Raw genomic sequence first — 17492 nt, 5'->3', positions numbered from 1 at the left:
CGTTGCTGTAGGTCTCTTTTTGATTTTAAACTATATAGTGCAGATTAATTATTTTGATTTTTTCACAATATAAGATATAATAATTAAGCAAATTGAAAGCGATTTCAATACAGGAGGTAATGTATATGACAGCGTCTTATATTCGTACATTAAATTTGAAGGATTTTACTTATGGAAACACAGAGCAACGCAAGGCATTCGCTGAAGCAGTCGGTGCAGGATTAAAAGAAACAGGGTTTATTATTCTAGAAGGACATGGTGTGAACCCCGATCTCATTGATAAAAACTACGAGCTTTGGGAAAGGTTCTTCGGTTTAGACGTAGAAACTAAGAAAAAATATGAAGGCGTTAAGGGTGGAGCACGCGGGTATACAGGTTTTGGTAAAGAACATGCAAAAAATCGTACAGTTGGTGATTTAAAAGAATTTTATCACATTGGTCAAGAACTGCCATTAGGACATCCAATGTCACTCGATTATTCCGCTAACATTTGGCCGGAAGAAGTATCTGAGCTTCGTAAAGATGGCATTAGCTTTTACAAAGAATTGGAACGTGTTGCCCGCAACATGCTTGAAGCATTAGCACTACATATGGATTTGCGTCCAAGCTTTTTCACTGAAATGATCACAGATGGTAACAGCATTCTTCGTGCCATCCACTATCCGCCACTAGATGAATCTATGGATAAAAATGCAATCCGAGCTGCCGAGCACGAAGATATTAACTTGATTACATTGTTGGTTGAGTCTACTGCGTCAGGTCTCGAATTATTAACTCGTGAAGGAGAATGGATGCCGGTTATCGCGAAAAAAGGACAAATTATCGTCGACGCAGGTGATATGTTGTCACGAATTACAAACGAAGTGATTCCTGCTACTACGCACCGAGTGGTAAACCCAGTTGGTTCGAACACATCCCGTTACTCGATGCCATTCTTCGTGCATCCTTACAGTAATTTCATACTGGAAACTATTCCTGTCTGTATATCGGACAACAATCCGGAAAAGTATCCTCCAATTACAGCCGGGAACTTCTTGTATGAGCGTTTAGTTGAGATTGGATTAATCAAAAAATAAGTCAGACTAGAAATGACCGCCACAGCATTTGATTGTGGCGGTCATTTTTTTGAGGGGAGTATGAGTCTTTCTAATGATGAAGATCCATAGTCCGTTATGATGGCTCACTACCCATTGGGTAACTTCCCCGAACAAGGAAGGACTTTTCAACGTATTGAAAACACCCCATAGCAGATTTTGGTTGAACCAGAATGGTTCTCCGATATCACTACTAAGGGGGCTATTCAACAAGTGGGAAATTCTGTTATTCTTGTGCGTTGGATTCGTCTTGTTTCTCAGCGATAAATCCTTTGATGCTCTCTTTGCGGCGAGCATTTTTGGATTCGATGCTCTCTTTGTCTACAGCAGAAATTTCATCCGCATGTTCATCCAAATAATCCTCAGCTTCATTTAGATTGGCCATTGTATTATCGATGGCATTCTGAATACGGGCTGGGTTATCTTCGCGATTGTCTGGCTTAGCCATGGTTAGTAGTTCCCTCCCTTTGTGTCGTTAGATTGACATCCTGTTATATGATTTCAAATGATCAATCAGATTATTCATTCAAACAAAAAAACGACTACGCCGTCCTTCTAGGACGACGAGAGCGTTTATTAGAAATATAGCCAATATATTGTGAGACATATAAAGTCCCTATTGACCCTAACACTGAGGTCAGGGTTTATAATGAGATAATCTCGAGCAGAAATCTACTAGAAAGGAAATTAGATACGTAATGAATATTACTCCACAAGAAGAAAACATGATTAAGGCTCTTCGTGAGGCTGCATTACCCCCTTTATTTGTGCTCATACGAATTAGAAATGATATTTCAAATGACACTTTAAATGTTGAAGAGTACCGAAGAGAAGACGTCGTAAAAACATTAGAAAAATACATCGGACCACTATGGAAAGACTATCATGAGAGGAAGAAATCATAACTATACAGTGGCTGCAATCCCGCACCACTTAGATTGATATTAAGCTCTAACGATGTACAGTTTGGCAGATAGCCCAGTAGAATTCAAAGCGTAAAGCAGATTTATCCTATTCAGCAGTCTCTAACTTTAATTTACTTAGCATAAAAACCCTTCCGAAAGGAAGGGTTTATGCTTCAATAACTATGATTAAAACCGCATGTTCGATTCACTTTATCCTAATATTATTCTGAAATTTCACAATATTTTTTAAAATTGTCTAGAAACGCCTGCCAGCCTGCTTTTTGCATCTCAATGGGATTGGTGGTTTCTGCTTCAAAAGCTTCAATTACCTTAGTATCGTTTTCTTGACGAATAAAAGTGATTGCAACTTTTCTTCCATCTCCCAAAGTGTAAGAAATAAATTCATTAATTCTCACTTCATCATAAACTCCACCAAGATCAAATCCAAAGCTTCCATCCTTTGCTTCCAATCTTGTAAGAAATTTACCGCCAACCCTTAAATCATTTTCGGCATTTGGTGCATGCCAATCATCAGAAGCAAAAGACCATTTCGTTATATGCTGTGGTTCAGTCCAATATTCCCACACTTTTTCAGCTGGTGCATGTACCGTGGTTTCTACCGTTATTGTTTGATTAACTGTTTCCATTATAATTACCGCCTCACTATATGTAATTTAGATTATCTAGAGTTTATTATACCATTAAACTATTGGAAGACCATAATTGAGGGGCTTGCTTCGCGTAAAATAACATCAAATAAATTCCTTATTTTTACAACAAAATGGAACCTTTTGCGTCTATATTTATAACAACGAAAAGGGGTGTCGTATTGAAAAAATTTATTGTGGGATTAGGCTTTGGTTTGGCTATTGCTTGTTCATCTGTTGCTTTTGCATCGAACACTATTCAAGCTTTACTATTCCCAGCAAGTTTTGAAATTAATGGTGGTAATGTTGCATTAAACAATGAATACAAGGTCCTGAATGTAGATGGACATGCTTATGTACCCATTCGCTTTATATCTGAAAATTTAGGGGCAACTATCGACTATGATGCGGAATCACAAAAGATTTTTGTCAAAAATAAAATCTTGGACTTAACAGATCCAGATTACAAAAATATATCCGTTGGTAATTTAATATTAACTAAAAATGGTAATAGCACAAAAGTTACAGGGCAATTGAGAATGGCAGGTGTTGGAAGTTCAAAAAATAAAATAGAAGCATACTTAACCTTTTATAATGATAAAAGTGAGAAAATTGGCGATATTGCAATAAGCGGAAATGATTTCGGGGTTGATTCTCAAACATTCGTGTCAGAGGGTTCAGGTGATTTCAGAGCATATTCAGCGGTTAACCTTCATATCGGTGTTGTAAATGATCGTATTATTAGTGAAGCACCAAGCATTCTTTATGAAAACACCAAATATAAATTCACTCTCGGACTTCCTAATACTTGGGAAGGTAAGTATGATGTCGAAGAAATAGTAAGCGAAAGTGAAGCTGGGAGTAAAGACTATTATAATTTTATTGATAAAGCAAATAAAGGATATGGGGGAGTTATTTTCACGATCACCGTATGGACAAAAGAGGATTGGATTAAAAACGGTCCATCAGCTTTGGAGATTGGTCAAATTTATAAAATAGGAGAAGAAGGGAATAAAATATTCACATTGAGCCCTCCTGGAGATGTTGAATACAATCCACAGGATGAAATGTTAAAGGCAGAATTCCTTTCAATGTACGACCACATAAACACAATTAAAATCACTTTTAAGATTAAACATTAGTGAGAATAAAATGTATCTATGTGGGTGACAATGGTTAAAAAGGAAATAGAGGGTGTACAAATGAGACAACGAAATGATGAAATAATGATCCACGAAAATGACGCAATTTTAGCAGAAATAACACTTAAGCATATCCGTCAAGGAAGTTACGAGTTAAAGGCATTTTCAGAAGCTGCCGAGCGTATAGGAAGCAGTATCAGCGCGTGTTCATTCAGATGGAATTGTATAGTTAGAGAAGAATATGAAGAGGCAATTAATGCGGCTAAAGCTGAACGTATACACCAAAGAAATAGCGTGCGAAATAGATCAGGATCTTTATTTCTGATAAGTAATCGGGGATAAGGTTTTAATGATTACAAAGCCACTTGCCAAGGTGGCTTTTTTCGTTTGACAAATGGGGAATTGGTTGTCCATTTATATCATTCATTCGTTTAGTTGATTGACAAAATATAAAATCACATGTATTATTAATACAAGTAAACCAATCGGAATTAAAATGAATGTGAGGCTGATCACTATGTTTTTACTTAAAGAAATTATATGCAGTTTATTGTTATGTGTCTCGTTCCTTTGTTATTTTAAAGAGTTTAAGCAAGGTGATTGGCGGTCGGAAGGGAATTAATCAAAAGTAAGTGAGGCAGTTCAATAACAAAAAAAACGGTATACCATCAGATTGACGGCTACCGTTACTGTTGAACACCAATTGTAAATATAGATGAGAAGAATTAGTAAAAAACGGATATAAGTACCTGCCCCAGTATTGTCAGCGCAACAAATCCCACAATAGCCATAACAATCGTGTTTCTTCCTACTTTTTTGAAATCCGTCATGTTGATACTCAGTCCAAGTCCTGCCATTGCAATAGACATTAAGAAAACGCTTGCCGCAACTAAGAAGTGAATAATGGACGAAGGCAATAGGCCAGTCGTGTTTACCAAACTCATAGCTAAAAATCCGAAGATGAACCAAGGAACGGGTAAGTTTCTCCAACTCTTTTTGTCCATTTCTGTTCGCTCATCGGTACGGTAGAAGAAACTCAATACAAGAGCAACAGGGATCAGGAGAGCCACTCTTCCAAGCTTGACTAGAATAGCTGTCTCACTGCCTATATCTCCGCCGGGAACTCCAGCTGCTATGACGTGTGCCAGTTCATGCAGTGTAGAACCTGCAAAAACTCCGTAAGTATAAGGGTCAAGCCCAAAATAGGGGTATAAGAAAATATAAAAAACAGCTCCAATAGTCCCCAAAATTGCTATGCAAGCGATGGAAATAGCCGTTTGTTCTTTTTTTGCGCCTATTAAAGGTGCAACAGCGACAATGGCAGCCGCGCCACAAACCGCGGTGCCAACGGCAATCAAAACCCCTAACGACTTATCCACCCGTAACCATTTACCCAAGAAGATCATGATTGTCAAAGTAAATGCAATCACGATCATGTCGATCAAAACGACTCGCATTCCAGCATGCAAAATTTGATTAAAATTTAAGCGAACTCCCATCAAAATGATTCCAGCCCGAAGTAAAAACTTGCTGCTGAACGTTATGCCGATACTGGCACCTACAGGGATATCCATCACGGATTTCCATAGGACACCCAGCATGATGGATATAATCATAATTCCCATTATGGAAAAGAATGGAGCCTCTGCAATACGGCCCGCCAAAACAGCAAGAGTCGCCGTCAAAGCGATGCCTTTTAGAGGCTTTTTCCAACTGGCCATATCACTTACAGCGGTTGTTCCGAGAGGACCCGGCTGTGCATTAGGAATCTGCAAACTGACATCTCCCATCATCAAATTTCGTTCTAAAAATTAACTAGAGCGGCTTCACAGATATGTCAGAAGGTTCTTCACTTTCATCCTTTAAGCTGACTGGTATTCCTGCTAGTTCTAGTTCAAGGAGAAGAGTTCTTTCGACACTGCTAAGATGTTCGAACATTCTCGAGCGCGCCAGCTTTGCGTTTCGATCTTTAATGGCCTCTGCAATAAGCATGTGTTCCTTCAGGGATTGTTCGACCCGCCCCGGGATTTTCATGGATTGCATCCTGCTTTCCCGCAGTAAATCAATCAAATTGGTCATGACCCGCATAACAACTTCATTTCCTGCTGCTTCAGCGACTGTCAGGTGGAACTGCTGATCGGATTCGGACATAAACTTATCACGTTCTTCTTTGGTTTGAAACTGTTGCTGCACGATGACTTTATTGTAACAATCACGTGTCGTTTCGTAGATTTGGTTCAAGAAGTCAGATGTTCCCCGCTTAGCCGCTTTGGCGGCGCTCTCCGTTTCAATCATCTTTCGAACTTCGAACAATTCATAAATCGTGTCTGTCTGCAGAAACAAAAAGGAGGCTAAATTGTCAAGTCGCGCGCTTTGATCTGCAACAAAAACGCCATGCCCCTGGCGTATGTTAAGTAAATTCATTGCTGATAAAATTTTGAATGCTTCTCGAATGGTTGGCCGACTAACATTCATCATTTCCGCCAATTCGCGTTCAGATGGAAGCTTATCACCCGGCTTAAGCTGACCGGAAGCGAGTAGTTCGTGGATGTGTTCGACCACTTTGCGTGAAAATGTTTTACGTTCCTCATTAATCGATTTAAACACTCGAATTAACCTTCTTTCTCTTAACCCTGCACAAGGGACAGACTTAACTTCGTGAATGAACGGATCAATTATAGCAAAATAGTGATCTAAAGACATCCATTTCACGATACTCGGAAGGATGAAGCTCACAATACATGTATAGTTGGATACCTCGGAGGGCATCCAACTATGATGAATTGCAGCGTATTTGAACTCAAGTGTCTTAAGCGCTTCTATACAGCTTGGTCATAACGAATTCTTTATGTCCAAGCGCTTCTGCTGCAGTCAAACGTCCGTTTACAACACGGCAGAGGTAATCCATCAGCAGATCGCCCGCTTCAGTTAAATTGATCTCACGGGATAATAGTCCACTGCAGTCAACATCGATATGTTCACTCATTGTGTTTACTGTTTTTGGATTTGCTGTAACTTTGATAACGGGTTCAATCGGATTGCCGATAATGTTGCCTTGACCGGTAGGGAAGAAGTGAAGAACCGCTCCACCTGCTGCCATCAGCGTAATGCATTCGGCGGCTGCAGAAGATGTATCCATAAAGTACAGTCCAGGTCCGTTTTGCGGCATTTCACCTGGTTCAAGAGCGCCAATTACCGGCTTACAGCCTGTTTTCTCGATATTGCCAAGTGCTTTTTCCTCAATCGTCGACAATCCTCCGGCAATGTTACCTTGCGTCGGTTGAGAACCAAGAAGGTCGACTCCTTGAGATTTAATTTCACTAATGTAATCGTCGTAAATGGACATAAACTTCTGGCGGACTTCTGGGGTAGCACAACGATCAGCAATCAGATGCTCGCCGCCTGTCAGCTCAGAGGTTTCGCCGAAAAATACAGTTGCACCAGCATCGACCAGACGATCAACGGCTTGCCCGACAGTAGGGCAAGAGCCTAGTCCTGTCGTTGTATCAGACTCACCGCATTTAATGCTAACTTTCAGTTCGCTTAGTTCGATAGGTTCACGCTGCAACTCAGAAGCCCATTGAACGAATTCTTTCGCTTTCCAGGAAGCTTGACGAATAATTTCCAAATCACCTGTTCCTTCGATGGAGAAGGAGGCGACTGGCTTACCCGTTTTGGCAATACCATCAGCAATGACTTTTGTCCAATTCGGCTCAATTCCAATGACGATAACTGCTGCAACGTTAGCGTTGCAACCTGTACCGATCATAGTACGGAAATGCAGCTCAAGGTCTTTGCCATATTGAAGGCGCCCGTAAGCGTGGGGAAGGGACATAACGCCCTGAATGTTACGTGCTACAGCTTCACAAGCCGTATTGGAGATATCGTCTACAGGAAGAATAATTACATGATTGCGAATACCTACATCGCCGTTTTCTCTACGATAACCATAAAGTTGTTTTGTCATCTTCTACCACCTCAAAGTTTTAATATTGTGGGTATGAACATAATCACCGATTTTAAACCCGTTTGGTGCATATCCGATTGGCAAGCCATATTCCAGAACATGACCTTTTGGAGCCAATTCGGCAATGGACACTTTGTGACCGAGCGGGATGGAGCTATTGGCTATAACCTCAATAGTTGACTCGTCATCCATAAAGACGCCGATTACTTTCTCGCCGGATTCGATGTCAGACGTAGCCACGCCGACATGATCTCCTTGTTTGTGAATTAGAAATTTGTGCATCGTGTAAGCCTCCTTGTAGATTTTTTGGTACCTATCATAAGTGAAATAGGTAAGTGGTATTACCAGTTATGAGTTCAGTATAATCTGACAATTCGGTTTTGACAATAACAATTTCAAAATTTTGGTACGAGACCATAAACATGAAGTAGATCCGCCCAAATTTTGAACGAAACGATAATGATCGCAACAGACATAATGGCATGTAAAGATTTAGATTTCATCCTTTTCCCGAGTCGTGATCCGATTAGTCCGCCAGGGACAGCACCAATGGCCAAAATTAAACCTTCGAGCCACGGGAAACCTGTTCCAGCAGTTCCAAACGTTTTTCCGATAAGGGCACCAACCACAAGAAGTAATCCAACCGCTAGTCCAGTACCTACTGCTGTTCTAGATTCGATTTTAAATAGATTTATCATAACTGGTAAAAATAAAAAACCAGCGCCTAAACCAAATAAACCGCCTAATAAACCGATGCCGAGGCCTAAACAAACAGCCCATATCTTGTTGCGGTACGGTGTGGAGTTCGCTTCAACCCGCCGCATTAACATAGAGGCCGTTGCAATCAAGGCAAGTATGGCAAAAATGGCGGTCAGCAGCTCATGGCTCATCAGTTCCGATAAAGCGCTGCCTAAAGCTCCGCCAATCAATGAGGGTGGTCCCATATATCGAGTCAGGTACTTATCAATGAGACGGCTTCTCCAGTAAGTAACCAATCCCGAGCTTGAGGAAAAAAGAGTCTGAACGATAACCATTCCCGCTATCATATGCATGTTGTATTCCTGTCCGAACAAAGGAGGGGTGAGCAGCAATAAAAAAGTGAGAATTAATCCACCTCCAACAGACATTAGCCCCGTTAAAATGCCACCGATTAATCCAATGAGTATCAAAGCAAATGACATATCATCCAACTCCTCATTAGCTGCTGATTTGTCCTATTTTCTAATCCCATCAACCAAGAAGGAATTACCCGGTACATTCATGTTCAGTTCACATAAGTCAGACCGCAAATAAAGCTTGATATGCTCGATGGGCTGCTCTTCCGCGGTGAAGCTAGTTCGCGACAACTGGAGCAATGGATCTTTGGCCGGAATCTTCAAGAGTTCAGCTTGTTCTTTATTGGCAGAAAGGGATCGAATGGACAGGCTAGCATTTTTCAAAGAGTATCCTCCATGCTTAGTGAGCAATGTGTAACCAGCATTTTGTTCGGCCAATTGCCAGGTTACGGTGGAAGCTAGACTCACTGGCAAATACATGAGACTGAAACCAAAAATCTCTTCATCGCGGTAGTACATCCTTTTGAGGAAAAGGGATTGTGTAAACTGTTCCCCCAAAATGCTCACAACATCATCTGGTGTATCGGTAACCTTCATTTCAAGAAGCTTGGGTACAAGATCTTTTTGCAAGAAAGAATCATAGAACGCTTCCATGCCGCCCAACTCTTGTTTAAGCATCGGACCAATGACGAAAGTTCCTTTCCCTTGCTTTCTGACAACTAATCCTTTTTCATGCAAAATTTCAATAGCCTGCCGGGAAGTCATACGGCTAACATTGTATGTTTCCATTAGCTCTGCTTCAGTAGGAATTTTCTGATCAGGTTGAAGCTCTCCCAATTGAATGGCAGACTCGAGAATCGCTGCTATTTGAGCATACATACTGATGTGGCTAGTGCGATCTATCATGAAAATAACCCTCCTAATATAGAAATTTAAAAAAATTCAATACAATTAATTTTCTGAAAATTAAAGATTGACGAATCGTTCTATAACATTATAATACATATTATAACGATTGTGTACAATACGAAAACGAAAAGATTTTGAAATGAGGGGATCCTTGTGGCAGATGTCAAAATCAAAGTGCTTCGCTATCATCCAGATGTCGATACGGAGGCACGGTATGACTCATATACCGTGGATGCGAAAGAGAATATGACGGTATTGGATGCGCTATTTATTATTCTAACCGAACAAGATCAGACGGTTTCTTTTCGATGCTCCTGCCGTCTCGGCATGTGTGGTTCCTGCGGAATGATCATGAATAATAAAGAAGGACTCGCTTGCCGGACGAAAATTGCGAAGCTTGGCTCGGAGATTACGGTGCGTCCACTGAGGAATTTACCGATCATTAAAGATCTGGCTGTTAATATGGATCCATTCTTTAAACAGTGGCAGCGTATCAAACCTTATTTTGTACCAACTGCTGAAGCGGAAAACGACTTTGCTGTGATTCCCCCAGATTCGGGCAGCCGTGAAATTATTGATCAAAACATAGACTGTATTACTTGTGGAGCCTGTTATTCAGCTTGTACTTTAGTATCTTTAGACGATAGCTACATCGGTCCTGCCGCATTAAATCGCGCTTATACGCTTGTTGCGGATGAACGGGATCAAGGGACTGGGCAGCGGATGGAAGTGGCTGCAAGTGAGGATGGTGTTCTCCGGTGTCATACCCTTTTCAACTGCATGGAAGTTTGTCCGAAAAAGCTAGCTCCAACTTGGTCCATCCAAAAATTGAAATCACGCGCAGTCACCGCTGCATTAAAGGGAGGTAGCAAATAATGGAACGTGTCCAATGTGATATTCTCATTCTTGGAAGCGGAGGTGCGGGTCTATTTGCCGCTCATCATGCTTACGACCGCAATCCGAATTTGAAGATTATTGTAGCTGCAAAAGGACTGGTCGGGAAAAGCGGATGCACCCGAATGGTTCAAGGTGGTTATAATGTCGTTCTGAATCCGAAGGATTCCCTCGAAATGCATTTCAAAGATACCCTTAAAGGCGGCGGTATGATCAACAACCAAGAATTGGCGTGGACGTTAGTCAGCGATGCACCCAAACGAATTCGTGAATTGGAAACGAAGATGGGCTGCTTCTTTGACCGCAATCCGGATGGAACGGTTCATCAGAAGGCTTTTGCCGGACAATCGTTTGACCGCACGGTACATAGAAGAGATTTAACGGGAATAGAAATTATTAACCGACTCAGGGATCAACTTTATGCAAAGGAAAGCGTTATTTGCTGGGATGAAGTGCGTGCTGTCGAGCTTTTATATAATGACGATCAAAGTGTTGTGGCTGGGTGCTTAATGTTAAATCTACGAACGGGGAAATTTATCGTGGTAGAATCTTTGGCTGTTATTATCGGAACTGGCGGCGGAGCAAGCATGTATCGAATTGCTGCTCCATCCCTGGAAAAAGCCGCAGACGGCATGGCAATGGCTTATCGGGCGGGTGCTAATTTCATTGATATGGAAATGATGCAATTCCACCCAACGGGACTGCTAGCCGAAAACTCGCGTTTGAATGGCGGCGTATTAGAGGAAGGGCTTCGAGGTGCTGGCGGTCACCTGTATAATTCACTCGGTGAACGATTTATGCAAAAGTATGATCCGGAACGAATGGAACGTTCGACGCGGGACCGTGTAGCGCGAGCAGCCTACATGGAAATTATGGCCGGACGCGGTACTCGTTTGGGCGGTGTACAAGTATCCGTTGCTCATTTGGGGCGTGAAAAAGTGTTGCAAATGTTCCCGGGCATGGTTGATCGATGCAAAGATGTTGGTCGCGATCTAAGTATGGAGCCCGTAGATGTAAGTCCTACCGGACATTTCCACATGGGTGGAGTCACCATTGATAAGGATTGCTTTAGCGGAATACCCGGTCTGTTTGTTGCCGGTGAGGATGCCGGTGGAATTCATGGTTCGAATCGCCTTGGAGGAAACGGAGTGGCAGACTCCACAGTTTTCGGAGCACGAGCAGGAGATGCTGCTGCTGAATATGTGATGGCAGTGAAACGCCATAAAGTTTCTGAAAGCCAGGTGGATCTATTTGTTGATCAAATGATGCAGCCTTTCAAACGGGAAAAAGGTGAAAACCCTTTTCAATTGCGTAAAGAAGTTGGCGATTTGATGTGGGAGAAGGTAGGGCTCGTAAGAAATGGCCCCGATCTCAAAATTGCCCTTGAGAAGTTAGCGGAATATGCTGAACGTGTGAATCGAATTAGCGTAGCTGGGGTAAGAGACTATAATCTCGCATGGCATGAAGTGTTGAATGTTAAAAACATCGTGCAAATTGGCCAAATGATCGCATTAGCTTCCTACTTGCGGACAGAAAGCCGTGGTTCCCACTTCCGTACTGATTGTCCGGTAACAGATAATGAGAATTGGTACAAAAATATTTTCATGAAGCAAGGTCAAGATGGGCCTGAGACAGAAATTCGTCCTGTTGAATTTACTCATGTGCAGCCTGAAGAAATTTTCGGTGAAGTTGCTAGAGTTAAGTTCGCAGCAAGTTAATAAGGTTAACTCGCGATGAAGGCTTTCCTAAAGAAGGCCCCTAGAAAGGGTGAAACAGATGGCGGAATTTAAAATAACGAAGGATCATAAATTAGTAGATGTCGATCCCCAGATTCACAAGGTAGATGTCTTGCGACGCCATTCCGTAGGGATGAAAGCATGGCTGGTTCATCGTATTTCCGGAGTAGGATTATTACTATATTTACTAGCTCATATTGGCACGATGGGAACGGCGATGTTCATGGGGGAGGACGCTTTTCAGGGAGTTTTTAAAGTGTTGTTTCATAATCCTGTCTTTCTCTTTTTCGATTTAATCATTCTTGCCGGTGTTATTATTCATTCTTTAAATGGAATTCGATTGGTGTTACTGGATATGGGTTTTTTTGTGAAACAACAAAAAGTGTTGTTTGCACTCATTTGTTGTCTTGCTGTAGGTATATTTATTTGGCTGTTTACTCGAGCATTCCTTTAACTAAACCCCAAAAAGTGACGTTATACTTTGTAGCTTATTCCTATTACTTTTCGGGGACCCCATACCTAATTAGGAAGGAGATATATCCATGGATACGACATCTAAAATAAGAAGAAATGTTCTCACTTGGTTTTTTCAAAGAGTCAGCGGTGTCGCCCTTATATTTCTAATTTTCATTCATATGTGGAACTTGCATTATGCTCATCCCGACGTGCATCCAAGTTATCCGAATTTAATCGAGCGTTTACGTACAATCGGGTATATCGCCTTGGATTTTAGCTTGCTTGCTCTTGCGTTATTTCACGGGTTAAACGGAGTCCGCAATATCGTTCTTGATTATACAAGCAACAGACGTGTAATTAAACGCTGGAGCCTTGGTTTAATGATAGTCGGAATTGTATTTTCCCTTTGGGGTGGGGCTGCTTTAATAAAAATTATGACCATGGGTTAACAAAATTGGGGAGGGTATGGGCATGAGCAACATGCAAACGATCTGGCAAGTCGAGGAAGACATATATAAGGAAATAGAGAACGCTTGTAAAGAAATATATATTCGGTCATTAAAAGATCTTCCTCCTGATATTCGGGCAGCCGTACAGCGGGCTTATGATAAAGAAACGTATGCGACCGGAAAACAAATTTTAAGTACGATCTTAAAAAATATTGATGTGGCGGACGAAGAAAATATGCTGATTTGCCAGGATACAGGCATACCTGTGTTCTTCATTAAAATTGGCAGAAATGTTCGTTTCGATGGGATTCGACTGGAAGAAGCCATTCGTGAAGGCACGAAAAGGGCCACCCTAGAGCATCCTTTACGATCAAGTGTATGCGATACGATTACTCGTAAAAATACAGGAACTGCTATTGGTAAGAAAGTTCCAGTGCTCAATTGGGAGTTTGTTGAGGGATCGTCCATCGAGTTGATGGCGCTGCCCAAAGGTTCCGGATCTGAAAATATGAGTTATCTCAAAATGTTATATCCGGCAGAAGGGCTTAATGGCGCGAAAAAGTTTATTATTGACTGCGTAATCAATTCAGGAGCGAATCCATGTCCTCCAACCTTAGTAGGTGTTGGTATGGGCGGTACGGCAGATCTCTGTACGGCATTGGCTAAGAAAGCTGCGGCGAGGGAGATTGGTAAACCTAATCCTGATCCAACCATTGCTGCACTTGAAGAAGAACTGCTAGATGCGATCAACCTGACTGGCATTGGTCCAAATGGATTGGGAGGAGCTGTTACGGCGTTAGCCGTTCATATCGAAACGGCTGATACACATATTACGATGAATCCGGTTGCTGTCAATATGATGTGTTGGCCTGCACGCCGGATAAGAGCTACCTTTGAAGAAAGTCAACCGGTTGTAATTAGTTATTAATGAAGGGAGATTCTCATGGCACACCATCATCTTCAAACGCCTATGACAGACGAATTCGTTAAGCAGCTTCGTGTAGGAGATACCGTTACAGTCAACGGACATATCTTCGGTATTCGCGATGCGAACCTGATCCGGATGTTTGATCATAAGATTGATCCGCCGGAAGATTTAATCCCACAACTTAGAGGCGCCGTAACCATTCATACAGCTCCAGGTGTTAAGAAATTGGAAAATGGAAAGTACGAAAAGGTATGTATTGGTACAACAACAAGTACGCGAATGGATCGTTTTGTAGAAGGATTGTTCGAGCGATTCGGCGTTAAGGCGATTACTGGAAAAGGCGGTATGCTTGAACCCGGTGCGCAAGCTTGTGTCAATGTTGGCGGAGTTTATTTCTCCATCGTAGGGGGAGCAGCAGCACTAGAAACCACACAGATTGAAGAAATTGAGGATGTGTGGTGGGAAGATTTAATGCCCGAAGCGATTTGGAAACTGCGAGTTAAAGACTTCGGACCACTGCTCGTTTCCGTGGACAGCTATGGTGGGAATTTGTATAAAGATGTGAAAACCCAGGCAGTGAATAATCTCGATAAGATATATGAGCGGTTAGGTATAAAATAGCAACAAAAACGGAGCCAGCGAGATTACGGGCTCCGTTTTCAACTTATTAAGTAGTATTCAGATTTGACCTATCGGGAATGGGGAGCTCTGTATGCGAATTGTAGTTGTGGAAGATCAACAGGAATTGTGCAACGTATTGGCCAAACGAATTTCCAGGCTTCATGATGATTATGAGATTGTTGGCAAGGCGTACAACGGTTTGGATGGTTTAAAGATGATTCAAGTAACGCGGCCGGATGCAGCCTTTATTGATATCCGCATGCCCTTTATGGATGGCTTGGAGCTACTTGAACGGTTAAGCAAGGAAGAGAAGCAGCAAACGAAATGCATTATTTTATCGGCTTATTCCGATTTCCCGTACACGCAACGATCTATTCGCAGCGGTGCGTTCGATTACTTATTGAAGCCTATATCCAATTCTATTCTTGAAGAGGTACTGGTACGGCTGGCGGAAGACATGGATGCGCGAATCGGTTTGATTACAGCCAGCACGTCAACTGTGTTCGGTTTGCCCCAATATCCGCTGGGAGCATATGCAGAAAAGCAGTTAAACTTATTGATTCATGAAAAGAAAATTACGGATGAGATTGTCCTACAAGTACTAAGAATTATCAGTACAGAGTACATGCATGCTATTACACTGACCAGTTTGGCTGAGAGATTACATGTCAGTGAAAGTCACTTGTGCCGCATATTCTCAAGAAGGGTAGGGATGAACTTAATTCAATTTCTGAACAGTTTTCGCATCAATCTTGCTAAAACCCTTATGGACGATACGGAAATGAAAATCGGCGACATCGCCAAAATGATAGGTTTTGGCAATATCACCTACTTTGGCCGGTTATTTCGAAAACAAACGAGTTTATCCGCTTCGGAATACAAACAAAATTCTATTAAACCCAATGAGTTTTCGATATGAGGGATTCAATATATCCATCCCATATGAAGTCGTCCCTCCGCAAAAAGATTGTGATTGGATTTATTGTTTTTATTAGCATACCTCTCCTATTCTTTGAAATTGTCCTATTTCGCTCTTGGCTAGGCATTACTCGGGGGATTGTTGTCCATCAGTATGAAACGATTCTCGGGGATTCCATACAATCTCTTCGTCAAAACCTCGTTTCCATAGAGAAAATGAACGATACCATTTACCGCGATTATCAATACGATAACTTGCTTCTCGACAAGTTGAAATTGTTATCGGACAACCCATCTCTACCAAATGACTCCTATGTGAACGCTGTATTTACTCAACTAAGCAATCAGTTTTTCAGTCAAATGAATACTCAGTTAATGTTCACCTACCTCTCTATGCAAGGTAATATTATTTATCAACGCTCCAATCAATCCGCGCAAGTGCATGTTTCAAACTTTTTATCATCATACAAGGAAGAACCATGGTTTCAACAAATTAAGACAAACGGTCCGGTCAATTCGGTGTTCTCGGCTCATGGATCCTATTTTCAAGCTGATGATCCATCAACTTACATCTCATTTGGTCAAGTGATTCGCAGCCCGGTCGATCTGCGGCCCTTGGGTGTTAGTTTGATAACCGTAAATACATCCATCTTCGAGCAATTACTAAAGTCGCCTTCTGATAACAAATTGATCAAAACGGTTGTAACCGACTCGCAAGAGAAGCTCATTTATACAAATGACCATACCGAGCGTATCCCGGTGGATGCTTCCCATATATTTAAGCAAACGATCCAGCCTTACAACTGGGAAATCAAGGCCTATCTCTCTAGTGAGCGTCTTTCACAGCGTTACATCGTGCCTTTAATCCAGAACAACGGGCTATTTGTCATTGCTAACCTCCTTATGCTGGCTGTGATTATCGGGTTTGTAACTCGTCAATTAAAGCCTCTATACATATTGGCGGACAAGATGGTGAAAGCCAAGGAAGGTCATTTTCATGTGAAAATCGGTAAATATTCAACCGATGAGCTCGGGATGCTATGCGATATATTCAATGAGATGACGACGGAAATTCAGCGTCTATTCGAAAATCAGAAGAGGGAATATCAGGAAAAGCTTCACTTCCAAATGAAGTCACTGGAGTCGCAAATCAACCCTCATTTTATCTATAATATGCTCGACTTGATCCAATGCCGTGTATACGAGGGAGATCCAGATAAATCATCGGATTTAATCGTAGCACTGTCAGTCATTTTACGGTATACGACGACCCGACCCGGTGAGAAGGTGACGTGCGCAGAAGAACTCAAATGGTTGAGAGATTATATCTTTCTACAGCAGCAGTTGATCGGCAAGCGGGTGGACGTTCAGATTGAATTCGAGGACCGGATCATGCCCAATAAGGTGAATAAGCTCATTCTACAACCCATTATAGAGAATGCATTCATTCATGGGTTCGAACAAATAAGCATAGACGCCAAACTGCTGATAAAAGTCTATGAGGATGCTGGCCGACTTTGCTTTGAAGTAAGGGATAACGGCCGAGGTTTTCCGGAGCCGATCGATCTGCACTTGACTCGGAACAACGTAGACGAGTTGAAAGATTGGGGAACCGGGTTATACGTGACAGCACAACGTTTTTTACTTCAGACTGACAATGCAACTATCCATTTACACAGTGTCCCTAATGAGGGTACGCACATCGTAATGAAGCAAGATTATGTATCTCAGCAAATCTGTACGAATGATATGCTAATTCCGTAGGATAGAA

General features: G+C 41.8%; 20 protein-coding genes. 12 read left to right on the top strand and 8 right to left on the bottom strand.

Going from position 1 to position 17492, the window contains the following annotated elements:
* The first annotated feature begins 125 nt into the window (after positions 1-125).
* Positions 126-1076, top strand: coding sequence for an isopenicillin N synthase family dioxygenase (locus AC58QC_RS15885; protein WP_497416091.1), 951 nt, complete (start codon positions 126-128; stop codon positions 1074-1076).
* A 244-nt stretch (positions 1077-1320) separates the two neighbouring features.
* Here the strand turns inward: AC58QC_RS15885 and tlp are convergent, their stop codons facing one another.
* Positions 1321-1542, bottom strand: coding sequence for a small acid-soluble spore protein Tlp (gene tlp / locus AC58QC_RS15880; protein ID WP_497416090.1), 222 nt, complete (start codon positions 1540-1542; stop codon positions 1321-1323).
* Positions 1543-1792: 250 nt separating this feature from the next.
* On the opposite strand from tlp, the gene AC58QC_RS15875 reads away from it, so the two are divergent.
* Positions 1793-1999, top strand: coding sequence for a hypothetical protein (locus AC58QC_RS15875; RefSeq protein ID WP_497416089.1), 207 nt, complete (start codon positions 1793-1795; stop codon positions 1997-1999).
* A gap of 221 nt (positions 2000-2220) precedes the next feature.
* Here AC58QC_RS15875 and AC58QC_RS15870 read toward each other — a convergent pair whose 3' ends face one another.
* Entirely contained in the window at positions 2221-2646 is a 426-nt protein-coding gene (locus tag AC58QC_RS15870; RefSeq protein ID WP_497416088.1) for an SRPBCC family protein, read from the bottom strand.
* A gap of 182 nt (positions 2647-2828) precedes the next feature.
* On the opposite strand from AC58QC_RS15870, the gene AC58QC_RS15865 reads away from it, so the two are divergent.
* Together AC58QC_RS15865 and AC58QC_RS15860 are read left to right on the top strand one after the other, a co-directional pair.
* Complete coding sequence (locus tag AC58QC_RS15865; protein WP_497416087.1) at positions 2829-3788, top strand: stalk domain-containing protein; 960 nt, start codon at positions 2829-2831, stop codon at positions 3786-3788.
* A gap of 30 nt (positions 3789-3818) precedes the next feature.
* Positions 3819-4130 (top strand): hypothetical protein, encoded by a 312-nt coding sequence (locus AC58QC_RS15860; RefSeq protein WP_497416086.1) that lies wholly within the window; start codon positions 3819-3821, stop codon positions 4128-4130.
* A gap of 383 nt (positions 4131-4513) precedes the next feature.
* Here the strand turns inward: AC58QC_RS15860 and AC58QC_RS15855 are convergent, their stop codons facing one another.
* The 6 genes from AC58QC_RS15855 to AC58QC_RS15830 all read right to left on the bottom strand — a co-directional run bounded on the left by AC58QC_RS15855 (position 4514) and on the right by AC58QC_RS15830 (position 9716).
* Positions 4514-5563 (bottom strand): YeiH family protein, encoded by a 1050-nt coding sequence (locus AC58QC_RS15855; RefSeq protein ID WP_497416085.1) that lies wholly within the window; start codon positions 5561-5563, stop codon positions 4514-4516.
* A gap of 40 nt (positions 5564-5603) precedes the next feature.
* Positions 5604-6395, bottom strand: a complete 792-nt coding sequence (locus AC58QC_RS15850) for a FadR/GntR family transcriptional regulator (RefSeq protein ID WP_497416084.1) — start codon at positions 6393-6395, stop codon at positions 5604-5606.
* Positions 6396-6597: 202 nt separating this feature from the next.
* Positions 6598-7755: a UxaA family hydrolase gene (locus AC58QC_RS15845; protein WP_497267113.1), complete on the bottom strand. Its 1158-nt coding sequence runs from the start codon at positions 7753-7755 to the stop codon at positions 6598-6600.
* A gap of 3 nt (positions 7756-7758) precedes the next feature.
* On the bottom strand, positions 7759-8037 hold the full coding sequence (locus tag AC58QC_RS15840) for a UxaA family hydrolase (RefSeq protein ID WP_497416083.1): 279 nt from the start codon (positions 8035-8037) through the stop codon (positions 7759-7761).
* Between the two features lie 113 nt (positions 8038-8150).
* Positions 8151-8936: a sulfite exporter TauE/SafE family protein gene (locus AC58QC_RS15835; RefSeq protein ID WP_497416082.1), complete on the bottom strand. Its 786-nt coding sequence runs from the start codon at positions 8934-8936 to the stop codon at positions 8151-8153.
* Between the two features lie 33 nt (positions 8937-8969).
* Positions 8970-9716, bottom strand: coding sequence for a GntR family transcriptional regulator (locus AC58QC_RS15830; RefSeq protein ID WP_497416081.1), 747 nt, complete (start codon positions 9714-9716; stop codon positions 8970-8972).
* A gap of 156 nt (positions 9717-9872) precedes the next feature.
* Between AC58QC_RS15830 and AC58QC_RS15825 the strand changes: the two genes are divergently transcribed.
* The 8 genes from AC58QC_RS15825 (at position 9873) to AC58QC_RS15790 (ending at position 17485) form a co-directional block, all read left to right on the top strand.
* A complete protein-coding gene (locus tag AC58QC_RS15825; RefSeq protein WP_497416080.1) occupies positions 9873-10595 on the top strand; it encodes a succinate dehydrogenase/fumarate reductase iron-sulfur subunit in 723 nt (240 codons plus the stop codon).
* Positions 10595-12331, top strand: a complete 1737-nt coding sequence (locus AC58QC_RS15820) for an FAD-binding protein (RefSeq protein WP_497416079.1) — start codon at positions 10595-10597, stop codon at positions 12329-12331. The genes AC58QC_RS15825 and AC58QC_RS15820 overlap by 1 nt, the downstream gene beginning before the upstream one ends.
* A gap of 58 nt (positions 12332-12389) precedes the next feature.
* A complete protein-coding gene (sdhC, locus tag AC58QC_RS15815) occupies positions 12390-12803 on the top strand; it encodes a succinate dehydrogenase, cytochrome b556 subunit (RefSeq protein WP_497416078.1) in 414 nt (137 codons plus the stop codon).
* Positions 12804-12891: 88 nt separating this feature from the next.
* Positions 12892-13254 carry a succinate dehydrogenase/fumarate reductase transmembrane subunit gene (locus AC58QC_RS15810; protein ID WP_497416077.1) on the top strand — a complete coding sequence of 121 codons (363 nt, stop codon included), beginning with the start codon at positions 12892-12894 and terminating at the stop codon, positions 13252-13254.
* A gap of 22 nt (positions 13255-13276) precedes the next feature.
* Positions 13277-14182 carry a fumarate hydratase gene (locus tag AC58QC_RS15805; RefSeq protein ID WP_497416076.1) on the top strand — a complete coding sequence of 302 codons (906 nt, stop codon included), beginning with the start codon at positions 13277-13279 and terminating at the stop codon, positions 14180-14182.
* Positions 14183-14197: 15 nt separating this feature from the next.
* On the top strand, positions 14198-14803 hold the full coding sequence (locus AC58QC_RS15800; RefSeq protein ID WP_497416075.1) for a FumA C-terminus/TtdB family hydratase beta subunit: 606 nt from the start codon (positions 14198-14200) through the stop codon (positions 14801-14803).
* Positions 14804-14894: 91 nt separating this feature from the next.
* Positions 14895-15722 (top strand): response regulator transcription factor, encoded by an 828-nt coding sequence (locus AC58QC_RS15795; protein WP_497416074.1) that lies wholly within the window; start codon positions 14895-14897, stop codon positions 15720-15722.
* Entirely contained in the window at positions 15719-17485 is a 1767-nt protein-coding gene (locus tag AC58QC_RS15790; RefSeq protein ID WP_497416073.1) for a sensor histidine kinase, read from the top strand. The genes AC58QC_RS15795 and AC58QC_RS15790 overlap by 4 nt, the downstream gene beginning before the upstream one ends.
* Positions 17486-17492 lie beyond the last annotated feature (7 nt).

The sequence above is a fragment of the Paenibacillus sp. J22P51 genome (assembly GCF_059692215.1).
This window is presented reverse-complemented; position numbering and strand designations above follow the sequence as displayed.